25 protein-coding genes and 3 tRNA genes are annotated in these 18954 nt (G+C 56.8%); 16 read left to right on the top strand and 12 right to left on the bottom strand.

Going from position 1 to position 18954, the window contains the following annotated elements; genetic code table 11:
• Nucleotides 1-3: 3 nt before the first annotated feature.
• Genes R0J87_RS12650 through R0J87_RS12690 form a run of 9 tightly spaced genes read left to right on the top strand, consistent with a single transcriptional unit; the run spans nt 4 to nt 3492 of the window.
• Nucleotides 4-177, top strand: coding sequence for a hypothetical protein (locus R0J87_RS12650; protein WP_498886520.1), 174 nt, complete (start codon nt 4-6; stop codon nt 175-177).
• Nucleotides 170-397 (top strand): hypothetical protein, encoded by a 228-nt coding sequence (locus tag R0J87_RS12655; RefSeq protein WP_498886522.1) that lies wholly within the window; start codon nt 170-172, stop codon nt 395-397. The genes R0J87_RS12650 and R0J87_RS12655 overlap by 8 nt, the downstream gene beginning before the upstream one ends.
• Complete coding sequence (locus tag R0J87_RS12660) at nt 397-645, top strand: hypothetical protein (protein ID WP_498886524.1); 249 nt, start codon at nt 397-399, stop codon at nt 643-645. The genes R0J87_RS12655 and R0J87_RS12660 overlap by 1 nt, the downstream gene beginning before the upstream one ends.
• The gene (locus R0J87_RS12665; protein WP_498886526.1) at nt 638-826 is read left to right on the top strand and encodes a hypothetical protein; all 189 of its coding nucleotides are present in this window, start codon (nt 638-640) and stop codon (nt 824-826) included. The genes R0J87_RS12660 and R0J87_RS12665 overlap by 8 nt, the downstream gene beginning before the upstream one ends.
• Nucleotides 827-835: 9 nt before the next feature.
• Nucleotides 836-1330 carry a hypothetical protein gene (locus R0J87_RS12670; RefSeq protein WP_498886528.1) on the top strand — a complete coding sequence of 165 codons (495 nt, stop codon included), beginning with the start codon at nt 836-838 and terminating at the stop codon, nt 1328-1330.
• Complete coding sequence (locus R0J87_RS12675; protein WP_498886530.1) at nt 1327-1629, top strand: hypothetical protein; 303 nt, start codon at nt 1327-1329, stop codon at nt 1627-1629. The genes R0J87_RS12670 and R0J87_RS12675 overlap by 4 nt, the downstream gene beginning before the upstream one ends.
• Nucleotides 1626-1835 (top strand): hypothetical protein, encoded by a 210-nt coding sequence (locus tag R0J87_RS12680; RefSeq protein WP_498886532.1) that lies wholly within the window; start codon nt 1626-1628, stop codon nt 1833-1835. Before R0J87_RS12675 ends, R0J87_RS12680 begins: the two co-directional genes overlap by 4 nt.
• The gene (locus tag R0J87_RS12685; RefSeq protein WP_498886534.1) at nt 1832-2980 is read left to right on the top strand and encodes a site-specific integrase; all 1149 of its coding nucleotides are present in this window, start codon (nt 1832-1834) and stop codon (nt 2978-2980) included. The genes R0J87_RS12680 and R0J87_RS12685 overlap by 4 nt, the downstream gene beginning before the upstream one ends.
• A gap of 44 nt (nt 2981-3024) precedes the next feature.
• Entirely contained in the window at nt 3025-3492 is a 468-nt protein-coding gene (locus R0J87_RS12690; RefSeq protein ID WP_498886536.1) for a DUF4760 domain-containing protein, read from the top strand.
• 93 nt (nt 3493-3585) lie between these two features.
• Here the strand turns inward: R0J87_RS12690 and R0J87_RS12695 are convergent.
• The 7 genes from R0J87_RS12695 to R0J87_RS12725 all read right to left on the bottom strand — a co-directional run bounded on the left by R0J87_RS12695 (nt 3586) and on the right by R0J87_RS12725 (nt 8376).
• Nucleotides 3586-3661, bottom strand: a tRNA-Thr gene (locus R0J87_RS12695).
• Between the two features lie 72 nt (nt 3662-3733).
• Nucleotides 3734-3808 (bottom strand) — tRNA-Gln (locus R0J87_RS12700).
• Nucleotides 3809-3814: 6 nt separating this feature from the next.
• A tRNA-Phe gene (locus R0J87_RS12705) sits at nt 3815-3890 on the bottom strand.
• A gap of 152 nt (nt 3891-4042) precedes the next feature.
• Complete coding sequence (locus R0J87_RS12710) at nt 4043-4318, bottom strand: oxidative damage protection protein (protein WP_498886538.1); 276 nt, start codon at nt 4316-4318, stop codon at nt 4043-4045.
• 49 nt (nt 4319-4367) lie between these two features.
• Nucleotides 4368-5459 (bottom strand): A/G-specific adenine glycosylase, encoded by a 1092-nt coding sequence (gene mutY, locus R0J87_RS12715; protein ID WP_498886540.1) that lies wholly within the window; start codon nt 5457-5459, stop codon nt 4368-4370.
• Between the two features lie 103 nt (nt 5460-5562).
• Nucleotides 5563-7896 (bottom strand): AsmA family protein, encoded by a 2334-nt coding sequence (locus R0J87_RS12720; protein ID WP_498886542.1) that lies wholly within the window; start codon nt 7894-7896, stop codon nt 5563-5565.
• A complete protein-coding gene (locus tag R0J87_RS12725) occupies nt 7897-8376 on the bottom strand; it encodes a GNAT family N-acetyltransferase (protein WP_498886543.1) in 480 nt (159 codons plus the stop codon).
• 173 nt (nt 8377-8549) lie between these two features.
• On the opposite strand from R0J87_RS12725, the gene hisB reads away from it, so the two are divergent.
• From hisB to R0J87_RS12750, 5 genes are all read left to right on the top strand, one after another.
• Complete coding sequence (hisB, locus tag R0J87_RS12730) at nt 8550-9143, top strand: imidazoleglycerol-phosphate dehydratase HisB (protein ID WP_311065418.1); 594 nt, start codon at nt 8550-8552, stop codon at nt 9141-9143.
• 79 nt (nt 9144-9222) lie between these two features.
• Nucleotides 9223-9864, top strand: coding sequence for an imidazole glycerol phosphate synthase subunit HisH (gene hisH / locus R0J87_RS12735; protein ID WP_404343560.1), 642 nt, complete (start codon nt 9223-9225; stop codon nt 9862-9864).
• Nucleotides 9865-9875: 11 nt separating this feature from the next.
• Nucleotides 9876-10622: a 1-(5-phosphoribosyl)-5-[(5-phosphoribosylamino)methylideneamino]imidazole-4-carboxamide isomerase gene (hisA, locus tag R0J87_RS12740; protein ID WP_498886546.1), complete on the top strand. Its 747-nt coding sequence runs from the start codon at nt 9876-9878 to the stop codon at nt 10620-10622.
• On the top strand, nt 10619-11392 hold the full coding sequence (gene hisF, locus R0J87_RS12745) for an imidazole glycerol phosphate synthase subunit HisF (RefSeq protein ID WP_188638901.1): 774 nt from the start codon (nt 10619-10621) through the stop codon (nt 11390-11392). Before hisA ends, hisF begins: the two co-directional genes overlap by 4 nt.
• 32 nt (nt 11393-11424) lie before the next feature.
• Entirely contained in the window at nt 11425-11931 is a 507-nt protein-coding gene (locus R0J87_RS12750) for a hypothetical protein (protein ID WP_498886549.1), read from the top strand.
• Nucleotides 11932-11935: 4 nt separating this feature from the next.
• Here the strand turns inward: R0J87_RS12750 and R0J87_RS12755 are convergent, their stop codons facing one another.
• Nucleotides 11936-12538, bottom strand: coding sequence for a YjaG family protein (locus R0J87_RS12755; protein WP_498886551.1), 603 nt, complete (start codon nt 12536-12538; stop codon nt 11936-11938).
• Between the two features lie 169 nt (nt 12539-12707).
• Between R0J87_RS12755 and R0J87_RS12760 the strand changes: the two genes are divergently transcribed.
• Entirely contained in the window at nt 12708-13400 is a 693-nt protein-coding gene (locus tag R0J87_RS12760; protein ID WP_498886553.1) for a type 1 glutamine amidotransferase, read from the top strand.
• A gap of 17 nt (nt 13401-13417) precedes the next feature.
• Here R0J87_RS12760 and mnmH read toward each other — a convergent pair whose 3' ends face one another.
• From mnmH to R0J87_RS12780, 4 genes are all read right to left on the bottom strand, one after another.
• Nucleotides 13418-14506 (bottom strand): tRNA 2-selenouridine(34) synthase MnmH, encoded by a 1089-nt coding sequence (mnmH, locus tag R0J87_RS12765; RefSeq protein ID WP_498886555.1) that lies wholly within the window; start codon nt 14504-14506, stop codon nt 13418-13420.
• The gene (gene selD, locus R0J87_RS12770) at nt 14503-15543 is read right to left on the bottom strand and encodes a selenide, water dikinase SelD (RefSeq protein ID WP_498886557.1); all 1041 of its coding nucleotides are present in this window, start codon (nt 15541-15543) and stop codon (nt 14503-14505) included. Before selD ends, mnmH begins: the two co-directional genes overlap by 4 nt.
• Nucleotides 15544-15574: 31 nt before the next feature.
• On the bottom strand, nt 15575-16945 hold the full coding sequence (gene radA, locus R0J87_RS12775; protein WP_498886559.1) for a DNA repair protein RadA: 1371 nt from the start codon (nt 16943-16945) through the stop codon (nt 15575-15577).
• A gap of 98 nt (nt 16946-17043) precedes the next feature.
• Nucleotides 17044-17493 (bottom strand): copper resistance protein NlpE N-terminal domain-containing protein, encoded by a 450-nt coding sequence (locus R0J87_RS12780; protein ID WP_404343573.1) that lies wholly within the window; start codon nt 17491-17493, stop codon nt 17044-17046.
• A gap of 192 nt (nt 17494-17685) precedes the next feature.
• Between R0J87_RS12780 and hisC the strand changes: the two genes are divergently transcribed.
• Nucleotides 17686-18747 (top strand): histidinol-phosphate transaminase, encoded by a 1062-nt coding sequence (hisC, locus tag R0J87_RS12785; protein ID WP_498886560.1) that lies wholly within the window; start codon nt 17686-17688, stop codon nt 18745-18747.
• Nucleotides 18748-18954: the final 207 nt, after the last annotated feature.

An 18954-nucleotide genomic window follows, 5' to 3' on the forward strand; every position in this document is an offset into this window, starting at 1 on the left:
CCTATGAACATCGATACACATGATTTTGATACGTGGTTTGAAACCTTGGTGGAACTGCTAGCAGATCGCGGCGTTATGTTCGCCGATAGGGACGCAGTAGAACCCGACTATGAGCAAGGCAAGGACGTTCACGACATCGCTGACGAGATTGAAGAGGAGTATGGCGAAGATGCTTGAACTAATGCTGAACCAGCAACGCTGTATTCCAGAGATTGAGAGAGGCATTAAAACAAAGGATGCAGATAAGTTCTGCTCAGGGTGCCAAGAATACTATCCCGCTGATACCGAGTTTTTTTATCGAGATCGCCGGGAGGCGGATGGATTAAGAAGCAAGTGCAAGGCCTGTTATAGCGAGCTGCCGAGCGTTCAAAAACGCCAAGCCAAAGGAGGTGCTTAATGGATCGCCCAACGCAATGGCCAGACGGCCGCCCGCTAGGTGGATTAAACGGCTACCCACCTAAATGGTTCGAATGGGCCAGAGAGCAAGAAGTGAAGTTCGTGGCATCACAAATGCTGCTAGCCCCTGAGCCAAACCGTAACGCGGTCTTTGAGCAGTGGAAACAGAAGTTCACCCACGTCACCCGCGAAAAAGTGAACGCGGTATGGGATGAAGTGGCCAGCCGTAGAGGTGCCCGCGATGCGTAACCCAATACCAGTTCAACAGCGCTTTGCCATCAAGATGATTGTGTTTGGGTTTTGCCTGGGTAGCGCTTTCCAGCTGGGCATCAGCACCGTGAGTCACTTCAAGCCGCGCGTTGAAGTTATCGAGATCCGAACCGAAGCAAAGCCCAGCGCCAAGGGCATTGCTCATCGCGTTGAGCTTTAAGGGGAAAGTATGGCCATCGATCCGAACTGGGTTCGCGAGAACCCCGAAGAAGCAGCGAAGCAAATCGACATGCTGCAAGTGCATTGCACACGATTAGGCCAAGGCGGTGCCGAGCGATATTGGGAAGGACGCTATCGTGATGAAGCAAATATTAATGAGTCGCTGCAGGAAATGTTCGAAGCCCTAATGGGCGCAAAGCTTGAAGCCTTGCCCGCTGATCTAAAAAGCCGCGTTTTGATAGTGAAGATGACTGGCGATATAGAGAAAGAAACTGTGCGCAAACTCGGTCAGCATCTGAGAAAGCACGCCGCTGGTTGTGGGGTGTTTTTAAACATGAAGGTCGATATAGCAGCGCTCGATATGACCAACCGAGACGCTGAGAAAAAAGCCGAAGCGCTCGAGGAGGCAGCTAAAGACACCGTGCCCGCAATGCACCAGATGGCTAACTGGCTACTTGCCCGCGCTGCAGAAGAGCGCCGCAAAGTTAAAGAAGGTACTCAATGATGAATAGCAGTCGCATCCCGCCCCAGACAAAAGGCGGCGCCGTTGCTAGACAAGCGGCCATGCTCTGCCAGGATCGCGCCTTCCAGCTCTACCTGGACCGCCGCCGCCGCGCCAAGTTTGGCCTTAGCGAGCGCGAGCTGCCCGATGGTACCCATAACCAGGAAGACGCCCGGGACTGGCTTACCAGGGCCTGCAATATCGAAAGCCGCGCCGAACTTGATAGCAACTATTGTGCACGTCAAACGTTCCGCGTGATCCGCAACCGCTTCAACCACTGGCGGGCAAGGAATAAGTCATGAGCCTACAAAACGTACTAGACTGCGAGGAAATCAAGAAGATAACCGGCTACCAGCGCCCAGCCGATGCCGCACGCTGTTTGAGAGAGCAAGGCGTCGTCGTGTTTAACGGCCGCCGTGGCCCCTGGACCACCATCGACTTGATTAACAAAGCGGGCGGTATCGAAGCCGCCCAGCCGACTGAGCTGAGCCCGACCGACATACTATGAAGACACGCCCGCGCAAACACAGCCCCGACATACCCGTCCACATCAACCAGTCAAAGCTCCCCAACGGAGTCTATTTTGACAAGCGCGGCCGGGGCCGCTGGTATGTTCAATACCGCGATGAAGCGGGCAAGCTTAAAACCGAGCGTATCGCCGGTGCCGATGCCACGCTGTCAGAGCTTCACCGAATCATGGAGCAACGCAGTGGCATAGATCGCCGCACCTTGCGCTACCTGGCTAAACAGTTTCACCAATCGGCACAGCTCAAAGAGCTGGCCATGAAGACCCAGCAGGACTATGAATACTGCCGGGCCACGCTGCTGGAAATGCCCACCAAGCTAGGCAAACCGCTGGGGGATCTGCCCACATCGCAATTCTCACCGGCGCTGGTTCAGCGCCTAGTCGACAAAATCGCGGCCGAAGGCACACCATCAAAAGCTAACCACCTCTTACGATACCTACGGCGTTTGTTTCGCTGGGGGATCAATCGTGGCTATTGCGATAGCAACCCCGCTCAGGGCGTGGAGTCTGCAAAAGAGAGAAAGCAACGACGCTTGCCGGATCTGACCACCATCGCTCGACTGACCGAATTTGCCCAGCAACGTGGCCAACGCACACGCGGTGAAAAAGGCGCGTGTGCACCTTACCTTTGGATCGTGATGGAGCTGGCCTACATTTGCCGCTTACGCGGGATCGAGGTCGTCACGCTAACCGATGCCAACAGCACCGTCGACGGCGTGATGACCAACCGCCGCAAAGGGTCCCGGGATAACGTCGTTCGCTGGTACCCACGGCTGTCCGCCGCCTGGACCGCCGCCACCGAGCGCCGCGCCGGGATCTGGAAAGCCAAAGGCAGACCGGTACCGATGCACCCAGAAAACCGCCCGCTCATCGTGGCGGCCGACGGCAGCGAGCTACGCAAATCGAGCCTAGATACTGCCTGGCAGCGATTGATCAAGCTGGCCATCGAAGAGGAAATCATTACAGAGGAAGAGCGCTTCGGCCTGCACGACCTAAAACGGCGCGGCATCACCGACACCAAAGGCACCCGCCACGAAAAGCAGGAGGCCAGCGGCCATCGATCTGCTAGCATGATGGACACTTACGACCTGAGCGTGCCGTTAGTAAGTCACCCTGGGGAGGAATAATTAAAGTATAAATCTGAGCAACCACAACCGGATCAATAGCGAACATGATCAAGTACGACCTTACTATTATCGAAATAATTCAGACAGTTATTGCACTCGGCGCATTGGTAACAGCCGCAGCAACGATTATTTATACCAAGGTTTACACCAAGAAATCTAAAACAGCTGATTTGCTACTAAGCCTTGACAACAACAAAGAGCTGTTAGCGGCTATGCAAGTTATAAGGGGCATTCATTATAGCGATAGAAAAGCTGACATTTATGCCGAAAAGCAGGAGGTTGAGTCTATAGAGGCTGAATCACTTCGATACGTTCTGAACCACTTAGAAAGGATCGCAGCTTGCGTTGAGCATAAAATTTACGATTACTCATTAATCAAAGCCACTCAAAAAAACAGAATTATAAAAACCGTTGAAGTGGCAATGCCCTATATATCAAAGATAAGAGAAACCACATCCTCAGCAGAAGCCTACGTGGCGATTGAGAGACTGGCAAAGAAGCTGAAAACATAGCTGGATCTACGTAGAAAACTACGTAAACGAAAAAGGCCACCCGCTTGGGTGGCCTTTCGTATTCTCTAATGCTTTGCTTTTCAACCACTTAAGTGGTGCCGACACCAGGAGTCGAACCCGGGACCTACTGATTACAAGTCAGTTGCTCTACCAACTGAGCTATGTCGGCGCTTCGCATTTTCTTGAGAACTTGATTGGGTTGCCATTAGGCTAGCCAATCAACAAGAAATCTTGTTGGCAATGGCTGGGGTACCAGGATTCGAACCTGGGAATGCCGATACCAAAAACCGGTGCCTTACCACTTGGCGATACCCCAACGTTGTGGTGGCCAGAGACGGAATCGAACCGCCGACACGGGGATTTTCAATCCCCTGCTCTACCAACTGAGCTATCTGGCCCTTGCCAACGGTGCGTATTAAACCAAAAGCTCCTCTTTTCGTCAACACCTTTGTGAAACTTTCTTTCTAGTCACGTGCTTAGGGCACATCAGGCGTTAAACCAAAAGCGGCAAAGGCCACGCCATTCGTGGCTTTGCGCTGCGTTTCTAGGTTTATGCCTGGCTGGGCGGTACGTACCCTTCGGCTTGGTCGGTGGTTTCGTTATCTAGGAAGCGCTGCATCTGATCCATCAGATACGCGCGTGCTTCCGGCTCTAGCATGTTGAGGTGCTTCTCATTGATCAGGCGGGTTTGTAGCGCCTGCCACTCTTGCCACGCTTGTTGTGACACTGTGGCCTGAATCTCTTGGCCCTGCTTACCCGGTAGCGGCGGGAACGGCAGTGCGGGTAGCTCTTGTTGGTACTTACGGCAGAAAACCGTGTTGCTCATGGTGTGCTCCTATGGCGTATATCTGTGAAGGCCAGTGTGTGCTCAACGGCTAAGGCCCAGGGGTCGGGTCTAGGGTAAATGGTGCCAGCTGGCTTAACAGCGATTTGACCGGTGCCGCTAAGCCTAGCGCAGGCGGATGATTAACGTCATACCATACGCCGCTTTCGCGAACGCCGCTGATTCGTTCGCAGGTAACAGGCTGCGGCGTAATCATCAGCTTAAAGTGGCTGAAGGTGTGGGTGAAGCTGGGCAGCGCGGCGTGACGCTCGGGGGAATTGGTGTTGTCTTCTAGCCAGTCGTTGAGTTCGCTGTGGCGTTCAAACTGCGGCAGGCTCCATAACCCGCCCCATAAGCCGCTGGGCGGCCGCTGCTCTAACCATACGCGCCCTTGTGGGTCGCGCAGCATCAGCATAATGGTTTCGCGGGTGGGGGTGGCTTTTTTGGGTTTGGATTCTGGGTAGCGCTGTGGCTCGCCTTGGGCGTAGGCGCGGCATACGTCATTAAACGGGCAGATCAGGCAGTCGGGCTTGCTGCGCTTACACAGCGTCGCGCCGAAATCCATTACGGCCTGGGTGTAATCCGCCAACCGCGTGGTGGGCGTAAAGTATTCGGCCAGCGCCCACAGCGAGCGTTCTACTGCTGGCTTGCCCGGCCAGCCTGCCACCGCGTGTAGGCGGGTGAGCGAGCGTTTGACGTTGCCATCTAGAATTGCCGCCTGCTGCCCGGTGCTTTGGGCGATGATGGCGCCAGCGGTAGAGCGGCCAATGCCGGGCAGCGCTGTTAATGCATCTACGCTATCGGTGGGTAGCTCGCCACCACACTCTTCCATGGCCACCTGGGCAGCTTTGTGCAGGTTGCGGGCGCGGGCGTAATAGCCCAGGCCCGTCCAGTGGTGCAATACGTCATCTTGCGGCGCGGTGGCCAGGGCTTCTAGCGTAGGGAAGCGGGCCATAAAGCGCTCAAAGTAGGGAATCACCGTGGCTACTTGGGTTTGCTGCAGCATGATTTCAGACACCCATACCCGGTAGGCGCTGCGGGGCGACTGCCAAGGCAGGTCGTGGCGGCCATGCTTATCAAACCAAGTGAGCAGCCGGTGTTGAAACTCTTCCGCCGGTAGGCACGGCGTGGGCATATCGGCCATCGTTATTCCTTAAAACACTCGCTATGAACGACAGCGCCGGCGGTAAGGCCGGCGCGTGCGGTGCGTGTTGCGTTAACGCGGCTAGGCGTTAAGCAGGCTTAGGTTAATTAAACAGGCGACGAATACCGTCACGCAGCTCTTGACCTGCGCCTTCGCCTAAGCGCTCATCAATGCGGTCGATGGATTCACCAATCCGCTCTTCTAGCTCTTCTTCTACTCGGCTCCCAGCCTCGTTACGCAGCAGATCAACCACCGATGCTTCGAAGGCGGTGCGATCGAAACGGCACCACTGAGTTTTGTCATCGCCTACATGGCCTTCACAACGTACTGGCAGCGGTAGCTGCCGTAGCCGTGGGTTCACTTGGCAAGCGGCATCGGCGGTATCCACCAAGCGGGCATTGGCTTGGGTGGTGAAGTTGAGGCTGTTGAGGTTGAAGTCGCCCTCCCCTTGCACGTCGATACCCGGCAGGGTAATCAGCAGGTCGTCACTCTCTACAACGCCATTGCGCACTTGGAAGGTGGCGTCAAAGCGTTCAAAGCGAGTGTCTGGGTGCCATTCGCGCTCTACCTGCTGGCCTTCCAGTTGGGCGACCAGTTCACACATCTCGCGAGAGATGTTAGTGCGTAGAATCGCGCCGTCGTTCAGGCGGGCGTTCAGTTCGCCGTTGAGGTTACTGGTGAGCACATCGCGGCGGTTGCCTTGGGTGGTCAGCGCGCCTTCCAAGTTGAAGCGGCCGCGCAGCGGGGCTTCCTCTTCGCTGAAGGTTTCGATTAACGGCGCGACCTGCACATTGCTAATGCTGGGCGAGAGCTGCCACTCCAGTACATTACCAGTGGCATCCAGTTGACCGGTGGCGCTCAATTCCCCTTCGTAGAAACGCGACTCAAAGGCAGTGAGGCGGTGGTTGCCGTTTTCACCGCGCAGTGCCAGCTGGGTATCGTCAAAAGTCAGCCCGGCCAGCAGCAGTTGGTCGACGCTCAAATCGCCCTGAAGGGTGAGCGTGCTTAACCATGCCTGGGGCAGTAGCGCTTCACCGGTTTGGGCGAAGGCTTTGCGCAGTAGCCCACGGCTCGCCTGCTGAGCGGTCACTGGGCAAGGCAGATAATGATCCAGGTTGAGCGTGTCGCCCTCCAGGTTAAAAGCGAGCTGAGTGCCATCCGTCGCGGCGCTGATATCACCGGTAAAGGTGCTGTCATCTACCACCAGCGAGAGTCGTGGCAGCGCGATGCGCTCCAGGCTACCTTCGATGGGGCTGGTAAGCGCGACATCGCTCAATGCGGCTTCGCTGGCAGTATTCAGCTTTACACCCGTGCGGGAAATCCACGGCCGCAGCGTAAACGGCGCGGCGGTTAATTGCCCGCTGTACTGCGGCGCGTCCAGCAGTTGCTCGACATTCAAGTGGCCGCTTACACGCAGGCCATCCGGCCCGGTGAGCTGAACATCTTTCAACTGAGCGGTTTGGGCGGCAAAGTCGGTATCTAGGCCAAATGCCAGCGCCAGCGCGAGGCTGCCCTGCCAGTTTTCTGGATGACGCAGCCCGGCTTCTAGCACGCCTTCCGTGACGCTGAGCTGCTGCTCGGCTAAGCGGGCAACGATTTCAGCGGCGCGCAGGCTAAGCTGCTGCGGCTCGCTGGCCTCACCTTGGCGTGTGTGGGTGGTGAGCTGGGTGCTTTCAAAAATAATCTGTTCATCTTCCAGCCCCAGCCGCAGGCGTGTTTCCAGATTGACCTCGCTGGAGAGGTCCGGCGCGCGCTCCAGCACCTCGGCATCTAGGCGGTTGTGTTTGGTCAGCGTGAACATGGCTTTTAGCGGGAAAGAGCGCACCGGGTTGACGTTGGTGCCGGCAATGTTCAGCGGCTGTACCCGCCAGAGCGCTTGGCTTTGCTCATCACGGTAGCGAATATCAGCATTTTTGACTTCGACGCTGGCAATATTCAATACCACCGAAAGGTTGCCTGCATCGGCATTGGGGCCAGCACTTGCCGGGGCCAGAACGGTTTCGGCGGTTTCGTTGTTGTGCTCAGAAAGACGCTCCAACAGCGGCTGCCAGTTGGCTTCGCCTTCGGCATTTTTCTCTAGATTGAGGCGCATGCCGTCAAGCGTCAGGCCATCGACGGCAATCTCGCCGCGCAGCAGCGGGGCAAAGGCCACGCTCACTTCGGCACGATCAATGGCGGCAAACGCGGTTTCGTCTTGGGTTTGTTCAGGCAACCAAGCGCGAGCCTGTTCGACGCTCACGCCAATACGTGGATAAAACGACCAGGTGATCGGGCCTTCCAGGGCAAGGTTCAGGCCGGTTTGCTCTTCCACCACGGCGGTTAAGCGCGGCTTGAAGTCTTCTGGGTCTAAAAAAGTGGTGACGTACACCACGGCGGCCACAGCTACAATGGCTAAAATGCCCACTGCGGCCAGCAAAATGCGTAATAGCTGTTTCATTTACCCTTTCCCTTGTGGGTCTAGCTCAACAAACTCACTGGTCGCCTGCTGGTCTGACCCAGACGATGAATCGGCCACGGGCCGATAACCCAATTTGGATAGCAGCATGCGGTCTGCCAATGGCAGCGTGGTGGTGGCAATCCGTAGTACGCGCCCTTCCTGTTTGGCTTGTTCGCCTAACAGCGCCATTAGCCGCGAGCCAACGCCGCGTCGGCGGGTGGTTTTGCGCACGCAAAGCTCTGCCAGCCACCAGGCACGGTCGTCGGCTTCATGAAGGGCCACCGCGCCCAGCAGGCGGTCGTTGAAGTGGGCACAGGCAAAAACGTGCTGCTTGCTTAAATGCTGTTCAATAAAGGGCAAAACCGTGGGAGTGGGCATGCGCTCCTGAGGCGCATCTTCATAGATGCGCAATAGGTCGATGCGCACCTGCTCGTCTGCTTCCCAACGGGCCTGGTCGACATATTGCAGTGTCACCGGCATGGTGAAATCCTCGTTGCCAACGCAGCTAGGCTGCTATGTTAGCGCCGCAAACGGCGGCGACATTCTCCGCATTGTAGCGGATGGGGGCGCCGATTCTCTATAATGGTTGTTTTGGCCGCAGTTGCCGCCCGCCGATTATTCCTCAGAGTGCGCTCCGGCGCAGGAGATGCAACATGTCAGCGCGTATTGCCACGGTAAGCCGTGACACCAACGAAACGCAGATTACGGTCAGCGTCAACCTTGACGGCGAAGGCCGCTTGAACTGTGAAACTGGCGTTCCGTTTCTAGACCACATGCTGGATCAAGTGGCTCGGCATGGAATGGTGGACCTCGATATTCATGCCAAAGGCGACCTGCATATCGATGATCACCACACCGTCGAAGACTTGGGCATCACCCTGGGCCAGGCATTCAACGAGGCCATCGGCGATAAACGCGGCATCTACCGCTACGGCCACGCCTACGTACCGCTGGATGAGGCGCTCTCTCGGGTAGTGATTGATTTCTCCGGCCGTCCCGGCCTTTATATGAATGTCGAGTTCACCCGCGATACCATCGGCCGTATGGACACGCAGCTGTTCTGGGAGTTCTTCCAAGGCTTTGTGAATCACGCTCGCGTGACGCTGCATATCGACAACGTGAAAGGCTTCAATGCTCACCATCAGGCCGAAACCATTTTCAAAGCCTTTGGCCGCGCACTGCGCATGGCCGTTGCGGAAGACCCGCGCATGGCTGGGCAAATGCCCTCTACTAAAGGCAGCTTATAATGCCGATCGTTGCGATTAGCGGCGCAGTGGTACGCCTCTCGCCTACGAATCTATCGCCCACGACCTTAAGGAGCGCTTCATGACCATTGCGGTAATCGATTATGGAATGGGCAACCTACACTCTGTGGCCAAGGCGCTTGAGCACGTCACCCATGAGAATGTGATCATCACTCGCGACCCACGGCGTATTCTGGGCGCTACCCGTCTAGTGTTGCCCGGCCAGGGCGCGATTCGTGACTGCGTGGGCGAGCTTGAGCGTACCGAATTGCGCGGGCTGGTGGATGATATTTTGTCCCGCCAGGCCAAACCGCTACTGGGCATCTGTGTTGGCCAGCAGATGTTAATGGAGCGCAGCGAAGAGAATGGCGGCGTGGACTGTTTGGGCTTTTTCCAAGGTAGCGTGGACCGCTTCCCGGCCAATATGCGCGATGCCCAAGAGCAGCGCCTGAAAGTACCACACATGGGTTGGAACCTGGTGAATCAACACCACGATCACCCGCTCTGGGCAGGCATCGATAATAATGAGCACTTCTATTTCGTGCACAGCTATTACGTGAATGCCGCCGAGGACGCCCAAGTGTTCGGCACCACCCAGTACGGCAGTGTGAGCGCTCACGTGGCGATTGGCCGCGACGCCACCTTTGCCGTGCAGTTCCACCCGGAAAAAAGCTCCCGTGCGGGCCTGCGCCTGCTGGAAAATTTTGTCACCTGGACGCCCTGAGAGGTTTCACTATGTTGGTAATTCCCGCGATTGATCTCAAAGACGGCCAGTGTGTGCGCTTAAAGCAGGGCCGCATGGAAGACGCGACCTCCTATGGCGACGACCCGGTGGCCATGGCCGCACGCTGGGTAGAAGCAGGCGCGCGCCGTTTGCACCTAGTGGATTTGAACGGTGCCTTTGAAGGCAAGCCGGTGAACGGTGAAGCGGTCACCGCCATTGCCCGCGCTTACCCGAACCTACCGATCCAAATTGGCGGCGGCATCCGCTCGGCGGAGACCATCGAGCACTATTTGAGCGCCGGTGTTTCTTACGTGATTATAGGCACCAAAGCGGTCAAAGAGCCTGAGTTTGTGGGTGAAATGTGCCGCGCCTTCCCCGGCCATATTATTGTTGGCCTGGATGCCAAAGATGGCTATGTGGCCACCGACGGCTGGGCAGAAGTCTCAACCGTCAAAGCTACCGAGCTTGCCAAGCGCTTCGCTAACGACGGTGTTTCAAACATTGTGTACACCGATATTGCCCGCGACGGCATGATGCAAGGTGTCAATGTAGAAGCCACCGCCGCACTGGCCCGCGAGGGCGGCCTGCCGGTGATCGCCTCCGGCGGCGTAACCAATCTGGACGATATTCGTGCGCTTTGCGATGTCGCCGATAGCGGCATTTTGGGAGCGATTACCGGCCGCGCCATTTATGAAGGCAGCCTGGATGTCGCCGAAGCCCAGCGCCTGAGCGACCAGCTAAGCGGAGGCCATCAATGAGCTTATCCAAGCGGATTATCCCCTGCTTAGACGTAGACGCCGGGCGTGTGGTGAAAGGCGTTAACTTTGTGGGTATTCGTGACGCGGGCGACCCGGTAGAGATCGCCCAGCGCTACAACCAGCAGGGTGCCGACGAGATCACCTTTCTCGATATAACCGCCAGCCACGAAGACCGCGCCACCACGGTGGATATGGTCGAGCGAATTGCCGGTGAGGTGTTTATTCCCTTAACCGTCGGCGGCGGCATTCGTACCTGCGACGATATCCGCACCATGCTGAACGCTGGGGCCGATAAGGTCTCGATCAACACCGCTGCGGTAACGAACCCCGAATTTGTGCGTGAAGCCGCCGAGCGTTTTGGCAGCCAGTGCATTGTAGTGGCGATTGACGCCAAAAAAGTGTCTAAGGAAGGCGAGCCCGACCGTTGGGAGATTTTCACCCACGGCGGCCGCCGCCCCACCGGCCTGGATGCGGTGGAGTGGGCCAAGAAAATGGTCGAGTTTGGCGCAGGCGAGCTGCTGCTCACCAGTATGGATCGTGACGGCACCAAAATTGGTTTTGATCTGGGTGTCACCCATGCCATTTCTGAGGCGGTGAGCGTGCCGGTGATTGCTTCCGGCGGCGTCGGCAATTTAGATCACTTGGTGGATGGCGTGCTGAAAGGCGGTGCCGATGCGGTACTGGCCGCGAGTATCTTCCACTTTGGCGAATACACCATTCCAGAAGCAAAACGCTATATGGCCGAGCGCGGTATCGAAATGCGCTTGTAACTCACCTCGTTCCCTTCACTGAGGGGCTTTCAATGCGACGCTATTTTCCATGGATTGGAGGGATAGCAGGGATTTGGCTGAGCGCGTCTGCCTCAGCCTTCTCTTTGCCGGATTGGCCTCCCACTCTTGCGCTTGATCACACGCTGGTGCAAACCAGTTTACTCACTCGACATTTCGACCCTGACCCCGAGCATACCAATCAGCAGCACTTGCTGAGCATTGAGCTGCATAACCCTGACCGCTGGCTAACAGGGGCGGCGTGGTTCAAGAACTCGTTTGATCAGCCCACTTGGTACTTTTACGCTGGCCGTGAGTTTCCGCTATGGCAGTTCGCCGATGAGATAAACGTGCGTGCCAAGCTAACCGGTGGCCTGCTGCGCGGTTATCAAGATGAGTACCGGGATAAGATTCCCCTCAACCACTTAGAGGTGGCCCCCGCGCTGCTACCCAGCATTGGCGTGCAGTGGGGGCGTGTGGAGTCTGACCTGATTATCTTCGGTACGGCAGGCATGATGGTCACAGCAGGCGTGCGCTTTTAACGCCTTAACCGTCGTTCTCTTCCAGGCTCAGTCCTAAATTACTAATGCCGTTATTACGCCCAAGCGTGCGAATCTCTTTTAAAGAGGTTTTGTTGATCGGTTCGCTAACCGCTTCTAGCACCGCGTCTTGGAAGTCGTTTTCGTCTTCCATCAGCGGGTGGTCGCGAATGATCAGCGCTAGCGCTTGGGCATCTACTTCCCCTTCGGTGAGTTCGATAAACGCACGCACGCCTGCGCGAGAGGTACGGCTCACGTCTAGCACAGCTTCAGGGGACTCACCCTGGAGCGTATCCAAGAGTGCGGATATCGACACCACTGCATCCAGCGCGCGGCGTGCCCCAAAGCTTTCGTCCTCTTCCGGCGGTTCGCATTCGGCGAGTTTTTCGGCTTGGCGGGCAAAATCGATGCTGGCATTAGGGACACTAAGGCGCTCCCACACAAGGTTCAGCACGGTGCGCAGGGTATGCCCATCGCCATGGCCGCTGGTTTGCTCATACAGGGCGTAGTTGGGCTGTAGGCGCTCGCACAACGCAGCCATAAATGCTTGCTGGGCGGGCAACGGCAACAGTTGCAGCCGTTGATAAAATCCTTGGGGTTTAGCCACCATGCTGATTTCCTGAGTCACTGTGTCTGTGAAAGTACGTTTATGGAATGACGTTTGTGAAACTGAGTCTATGAAACTGAGTTGGTGAAATGAACGCGATACGTTATCGTCGCACTCTCGCGGCGGGTGATCCCCGCAGCGTTTGATGTGCTCGGCCGGCGAGGAGATTACCATGCATATTCATCTGCTACAGCACGGCCCTGACCATGGTCCCGCTCGTTTAACCGATTGGCTTGCGAGTATGGGCCATAGTTACACCGTTTTTCACCTCTACGCGGGCGAACTGACACCCCGTCTAGGCGAGTGCGATGCGCTAATTGTGTTAGATGGCCCAGAGGCCTTCTATAGCGAGCCACCTGCCTGGCACAAGCCAGAGCGTAAACTCCTCAACCGTTACTTAGATAGTCAGAAACCCCTACTCGGCATTGGCCTGGGCGCGCTGTGGATAGCGGATGCGCTGGATGCTGTGGTTGCCCCTGGCACTTACCCTGAAGCGGGTTGGCATCAGGTAACGCTGGCACCCGAGAGCAGCTTTGATCTACCGGAGCAGTTTGAAGCGTTTATGTGGCATCGGTTGGTGTTTAGCCTGCCCGACAACGCGCTGCCACTGGGCGGTAGCGCTGCCGCACCATTACAAGGGTTTAGCTGGGACTCTGGCCGCGTAGTGGGGCTACTTTGCCATTTAGAAACCACACAGGCGAGCGTTATGCCGCTCTTACTAGGCAGCGAACGCCCTGGGGCGACACACGCGGCGGCCAGTCGCTTTCTGCAATCCAATGACTTCATCTTGGAAGATACCTCCCGCTTTCAGCGCTTAGCGCCGTTACTAGACCGCGTAATGACTCAGTGGCTGAAAACGGCGTAGCCATGTACTCACCGCCGTTAAGCACTCCACTGTTTAGCGGCGGCAAGGCAGCTCTCCCAATCCCCAATATGCAGTTCAGCAGGTCGGTTGCCCTGCTGTTTTTCCACGTGATAGCGATAGAGCGGGTCGTAATATTCGGTTAACAGCGGGGCAAGCCACGCTTCATGGGCTTGAATATCGCCTGCGGCATGGGCCCGGAACGCCATGGCCTGCATACGCTGTATGCGCTGCAAACGGGCATTACCTAGCCGCTTGGCCAGCCTTTCCAGGGCATTGGCTAGCTGCTTCTGCATGCGCTGCCACCCTTCCTCAGGGCCATAACGCTCGGCATAGCCCTGCTCAAGCGCCTCAATGTAGTCGCGGCGCAGCTGGTCTAGCCGCCAATCGAGCGGCATTTCCACACGAATACGCGGCGCTCGCTGCAGGGCGTGCCAAAATTCGAGGGGGATATTGGCATTGCCAATCTGCCGCGACTCATCTTCCAGCACGAGCTTGCCATGTTGACCAATCAAACGCTGGCCCAGCGCGTGCTCAAAATCGATTTGGGTGGTGGGTTCGTCGGGCTGCCGCCCAAAGGCTGAACCTTTATGGTTGGCGCAGGCTTCTAAATCAATGCCGTTGGGCAGTTGGTGAATCAGCTGCGTTTTCGCGCAGCCGGTGAGCCCTGACACCACCAGCAGCGGCTGGTGCGCGGCTTCATCAATACGCTGGCAGAGCAGCTGACGCAGTGCTTTCCAGCCGCCTTCAATGCGTGGGCGATGAAGCCCCGCATCCGCCAGCCACTGCTGGGCAATTTGTGAGCGCAGCCCACCGCGAAAGCAGTAGATAATCGCCTCTGGATGCTGCGCTAAACACGCCTGCCAAGCGGCCACTCGCGCTTGTTTCACCTCGCCACTCACCAAACGTTGGCCCAGCTCAATGGCGGCCTGCTGCCCCTGCTGTTTGTAGGCAATCCCCACTTGGTGGCGCTCTTCATCCACCATCAGCGGTAGGTTGACCGCCCCCGGCAAGCTGCCTTGGGCAAATTCTACCGGGGCGCGCACATCGATCAGCGGCGTGTTTGCAGCAACTAACTCCAGCGCTGCGGGTGCCGTGGGTAGCGTCATCCAATCATCTCTATCAGCGCTTCGCCTTGCGCCGCTTTCATTTCACCAAAGGGAGTCAGCGTTAGGCCATGGTCACGGCCAATGCTCTCTACATCGTCTTCCCAGGCGGGATCAACGCTGATCAAAAGCCCGCCGGAGGTTTGTGGGTCGCACAGCCACTGCCAGTGCGCCTCGTCCATCGCGGGGAGCATGGCACCCAAGGCGTCGCGGTTACGTAGCGTGCCTCCCGGCACTGCCCCCTGGCGGCGGTAGCCTTCCGCCTCGGCAAGCCTTGGCAAGCGGCGAAAATCAACGTGGGCCATGACACCGCTGGCGCTGCACATCTCGGTTAAATGACCGGCTAAGCCAAAGCCCGTGACATCGGTCATCGCATTGACGCCCTTCACTTTGGAGAGTGCCACACCAATGCTATTGGGTTTCAGCATGGTTTCGCGGGCAAGGCCATGATGCCCTGCTTCTAGCAAGCCACGCTTCTCGGCGGTGGTGAGCATACCGACGCCGAGCGGTTTGGTGAGAAACAGCAGGTCGCCAGGTTTGGCCTGGCTGTTGAGCTTTAAGTGCTCAAGATCGACCAGCCCGTTGACCGCTAAGCCAAACATTGGCTCCGGGGCATCAATGGAGTGGCCGCCGGCTAAGGCAACGCCCAGTTCGCGGCAAACGGCTTGGGCACCCGCCACTACATCACCAGCGACTTCCGGGCCTAGCTTATCCAGTGGCCAGCCTAAAATGCCTAGCGCCATTACTGGCGTGCCGCCCATGGCGTACACATCGCTAATGGCGTTGGTCGCGGCAATACGGCCAAAATCAAAGGGGTCGTCGACAATGGGCATAAAGAAGTCGGTAGTAGCAATCATGCCTCGCCCGTCACCAAGATCGTAGACGGCAGCGTCTTCACGTCCTTGGTTGCCGACGATCAGCCGCGGATGCCCGGCGGCGGGCCCTGCCTTTGCCAGAATGCCATCGAGTACGTCAGGGGCGATTTTGCAGCCGCAGCCCGCTCCGTGGCTGTATTGGGTTAACCGAATCGAACTCATCATCCCTCTCCTTTTTAGATAAGCATCGCTGACGTTACAGCGCTTCTAGGGCATCGCTCAATTTATCTACTGGGATCACTTCCATCCCTTTAGGTGACTGCTTGGGCGCGTTACCACGCGGCACGATGGCGCGTAAAAACCCATGCTTAGCGGCTTCGGCAATGCGCTCTTGGCCACTGGGCACCGGGCGGATCTCGCCGGAAAGGCCAACCTCACCAAACACCACCAGTTCTTTCGGCAAGGCTCGGTTTTGCAGGCTTGAAACAACGGCTAGCAGCACGGCAAGGTCGGCACTGGTTTCGAGCACTTTGACACCGCCCACCACGTTTAAAAACACATCCTGGTCGCCGGTAAATAGCCCGCCATGGCGGTTAAGGACGGCTAACAGCATCGCGAGACGGTTTTGATCAACCCCCACAGCCACACGGCGGGGATTGCCCAGCGCTGACTCATCCACCAAGGCCTGTACTTCTACCAGTATGGGCCGTGTTCCTTCCCACACCACCATGACGAGGCTGCCCGGCGCTTGCTCTTCTTGGCGTGACAAGAAGATCGCACTGGGGTTTTTCACTTCTTTAAGCCCTTGCTCCAACATAGCAAACACGCCCAGCTCGTTCACCGCACCAAAGCGGTTTTTCTGCCCGCGTAGCGTACGGAATCGAGAGTCCGCACCGCCTTCTAGCAGCAGCGAGGCGTCAATCATGTGCTCTAGCACCTTGGGGCCTGCCAGAGTGCCGTCTTTCGTTACGTGCCCTACCAGCAGCAGGACGGTATTGGTCTTTTTAGCAAAGCGCGTCAACGCGGCGGCGGATTCACGTACTTGCGCCACGCCCCCAGGGGCCGAGCTAATGTCTTCAAGGTGCATGGTTTGAATCGAGTCGATGACCAAGATCTCAGGCTTCTCTCGATCAGCGACCGCTAAGATGGTCTCAACGCTGGTTTCTGCCAGCATTTTCAAGCCGTTAGTGGGCAGCTGTAACCGATGCGCCCGCATGGCCACCTGGGAGAGCGACTCCTCCCCCGTGACATAGAGAATCCGCCGCTGCTGGGCAAGCTTGCAGGCGGTTTGCAGCAATAGCGTCGATTTACCCGCTCCAGGGTTGCCGCCGAGCAGCACAGCCGAGCCGGGCACCAAACCACCGCCGAGCACCCGGTCAAACTCTGCAAAGGTCGAGGTAAGCCTGGGAACTTCGCTTAGATCGACATTGCTTAGGTCAACCACATCTCGTGAAAGGTCGCCTGCGTAACCGGCTCGCCCTGTAGTGGCACCACTGCCCGGGCGGGCACTTGCCAGCGTCACTTCGCTGAGCGTGTTCCACTCTTGGCAGCTGGTACATTGGCCCTGCCACTTACGGTAGTCTGCACCGCATTCGGTACATACAAAGGCGCTTTTTGCTTTTGCCACTGCCTTATTGCTCCTGTCTATCGCGTCTCATTCAAAAGAAAGAGCGCTCAGAAATGCAAAAGGCGGCCAGTGGCCGCCTTTGAGCGTCGCGTATTAATTTACTGACGCTGTAGCTGCAGCATCTCACCATTTTCAAAACGGCGGCGCTCAGGGTCGATCAATTCCAGGGTACGCTCATCAATACGCTGGAAGTAGTAGATCTGACCGTCGCCATCCGGTGTTAGCTCGTATACCGTGGCATCGGGGTCAGAAGGTGTACCGGTCAGCACTTCCCAGTTACCGGCATAGTTTTCGTCCGGCGGTGTTTGGGGGTGGTTACGGTAGGTCGCATTTAGCATGAACGTCCGCTCTTCTGGGGCGCTCATCTCTTCCCCTTCCAACGTGACATCCAGGTCAATGCCGTCACAGTTACGGCAAGGCAGTGTGCCTTGGTAGTTAGCCTGTGATGCGGTCATACCTGCATCTTCGCGCTGATCCGTCGGGCCAGCTGCGCAGCCCGCCAACAGTGCCAACATAGCCGAACCGGCTAGCAAACTCCTGAATTGCATTGGGTGTCTCCTTATCGTGTTGGACATACATTTCTTTCGCGCGCTTATGACAGCATAACCGCTACAAGGTGCGACGCCCACCCCTTCCCTGACAGAAGTGAAAGCAACTTAACACCTTATTCGAATGCTTGCGCTCTGACAGCCATCAGGCGACCATGGTGTCATTACCGCTAGGATAATCAGGTTACCCTTATGAGCCAATATTGGAGTCCCGCCGTTAGGGAGCTTACCCCTTACGTGCCAGGGGAGCAGCCCCGCGAACGCGTTATTAAACTCAATACCAACGAGAACCCTTATCCGCCAGCGCCTGGGGTCGGCGAAGCGCTACGCCATTATGCCGTGGACCACTTACGCCTCTACCCTGACCCAACGTCTCTGGCGCTGCGTGAGACACTCGCAGACACCTACGGTGTAAGCGTAGCAGAAACCTTTGTTGGCAATGGTTCTGACGAAGTGCTGGCTTTCGCGTTCCAGGCGTTCTTCTGCCAGGGCGCTCCGCTGGATGTGCCCTCCATTACTTATAGCTTCTACCCTGTGTATGCCAATCTGTATGGCGTTGAGCTACGCAAGCACTCGCTCAATGAGAAGTGGGAAGTCGACCTAGAGGCGCTTGCCAGCGCTTCTGAGCGCAGCGGCGTTATTTTCGCCAACCCTAATGCGCCTACTGGCCATGCTCACTCTCTTGAAAGCATCGAAGCACTGCTGAAACGTGTGACAGATCGCGTAGTGTTGGTCGACGAAGCTTATGTCGATTTTGGCGCCGAAAGCGCGGTAGCGCTGATTGAGCGCTACCCAAACTTGCTGGTCACCGGCACGTTCTCCAAATCACGCAGCTTGGCGGGTTTACGTCTGGGCTACGCGATTGGCTCCCCTGAGCTAATCGAAGGCTTACAGCGGGTGAAGGATTCGTTTAACTCCTATCCGGTCGATAGCCTAGCCAGTGTGGTCGGTATTGAAGCACTGAAAGATACCCAGCACTTCAACGCCTGCCGGGACAACGTCATTACTACCCGTGAGCGAACCAGCCAACGGCTGGAAGGGCTGGGCTTTGAGGTACTGCCATCAAAAGCCAACTTCCTGCTGGCTCAGCACCCTGACTTTGCCGGTGCGCAGCTGTTTGCTGGCCTTCGTGAGCGAGGCATTTTGGTACGCCACTTCAATACCGAATTACTCAACAACTTCCTGCGTATCTCCATCGGCACCGACGATGAAATGGATAGCTTCATTGAAGCCTTAGAGTCACTCTGCGGTTAATGGATTATCTAGCTCTCTGAACGCTTAAACGCAAAAACCCAGCCATATGGCTGGGTTTTTATTTCGCTCGATTTTTTAGGCAGTTTTCTTCGGCACAACTTTCTTCGCCACAACAAAAAACCCAGCCTATTGGCTGGGTTCTTTGCGGTATAAGTGCCTGACGATGACCTACTCTCGCATGGGGAGACCCCACACTACCATCGGCGC

Origin of the sequence: Halomonas sp. SIMBA_159 (assembly GCF_046536035.1) — a bacterium.
GTDB classification, from domain to species: Bacteria; Pseudomonadota; Gammaproteobacteria; order Pseudomonadales; family Halomonadaceae; genus Vreelandella; species Vreelandella venusta_A.

Coding starts and splice junctions, on each gene's coding strand:
- R0J87_RS12725 (WP_498886543.1), bottom strand. CDS start 8,376: ATGCCGGTGACACTGCAATATGTCGACCAGGCCCGTTGGGAAGCAGAC.
- R0J87_RS12780 (WP_404343573.1), bottom strand. CDS start 17,493: ATGCAATTCAGGAGTTTGCTAGCCGGTTCGGCTATGTTGGCACTGTTG.
- R0J87_RS12680 (WP_498886532.1), top strand. CDS start 1,626: ATGAGCCTACAAAACGTACTAGACTGCGAGGAAATCAAGAAGATAACC.
- R0J87_RS12760 (WP_498886553.1), top strand. CDS start 12,708: ATGCATATTCATCTGCTACAGCACGGCCCTGACCATGGTCCCGCTCGT.
- hisF (WP_188638901.1), top strand. CDS start 10,619: ATGAGCTTATCCAAGCGGATTATCCCCTGCTTAGACGTAGACGCCGGG.
- R0J87_RS12665 (WP_498886526.1), top strand. CDS start 638: ATGCGTAACCCAATACCAGTTCAACAGCGCTTTGCCATCAAGATGATT.
- R0J87_RS12650 (WP_498886520.1), top strand. CDS start 4: ATGAACATCGATACACATGATTTTGATACGTGGTTTGAAACCTTGGTG.
- R0J87_RS12670 (WP_498886528.1), top strand. CDS start 836: ATGGCCATCGATCCGAACTGGGTTCGCGAGAACCCCGAAGAAGCAGCG.
- hisA (WP_498886546.1), top strand. CDS start 9,876: ATGTTGGTAATTCCCGCGATTGATCTCAAAGACGGCCAGTGTGTGCGC.
- mnmH (WP_498886555.1), bottom strand. CDS start 14,506: ATGACGCTACCCACGGCACCCGCAGCGCTGGAGTTAGTTGCTGCAAAC.
- hisC (WP_498886560.1), top strand. CDS start 17,686: ATGAGCCAATATTGGAGTCCCGCCGTTAGGGAGCTTACCCCTTACGTG.
- R0J87_RS12660 (WP_498886524.1), top strand. CDS start 397: ATGGATCGCCCAACGCAATGGCCAGACGGCCGCCCGCTAGGTGGATTA.
- R0J87_RS12685 (WP_498886534.1), top strand. CDS start 1,832: ATGAAGACACGCCCGCGCAAACACAGCCCCGACATACCCGTCCACATC.
- selD (WP_498886557.1), bottom strand. CDS start 15,543: ATGATGAGTTCGATTCGGTTAACCCAATACAGCCACGGAGCGGGCTGC.
- mutY (WP_498886540.1), bottom strand. CDS start 5,459: ATGGCCGATATGCCCACGCCGTGCCTACCGGCGGAAGAGTTTCAACAC.
- R0J87_RS12710 (WP_498886538.1), bottom strand. CDS start 4,318: ATGAGCAACACGGTTTTCTGCCGTAAGTACCAACAAGAGCTACCCGCA.
- hisH (WP_404343560.1), top strand. CDS start 9,223: ATGACCATTGCGGTAATCGATTATGGAATGGGCAACCTACACTCTGTG.
- R0J87_RS12750 (WP_498886549.1), top strand. CDS start 11,425: ATGCGACGCTATTTTCCATGGATTGGAGGGATAGCAGGGATTTGGCTG.
- R0J87_RS12755 (WP_498886551.1), bottom strand. CDS start 12,538: ATGGTGGCTAAACCCCAAGGATTTTATCAACGGCTGCAACTGTTGCCG.
- R0J87_RS12655 (WP_498886522.1), top strand. CDS start 170: ATGCTTGAACTAATGCTGAACCAGCAACGCTGTATTCCAGAGATTGAG.
- R0J87_RS12720 (WP_498886542.1), bottom strand. CDS start 7,896: ATGAAACAGCTATTACGCATTTTGCTGGCCGCAGTGGGCATTTTAGCC.
- R0J87_RS12690 (WP_498886536.1), top strand. CDS start 3,025: ATGATCAAGTACGACCTTACTATTATCGAAATAATTCAGACAGTTATT.
- R0J87_RS12675 (WP_498886530.1), top strand. CDS start 1,327: ATGATGAATAGCAGTCGCATCCCGCCCCAGACAAAAGGCGGCGCCGTT.
- hisB (WP_311065418.1), top strand. CDS start 8,550: ATGTCAGCGCGTATTGCCACGGTAAGCCGTGACACCAACGAAACGCAG.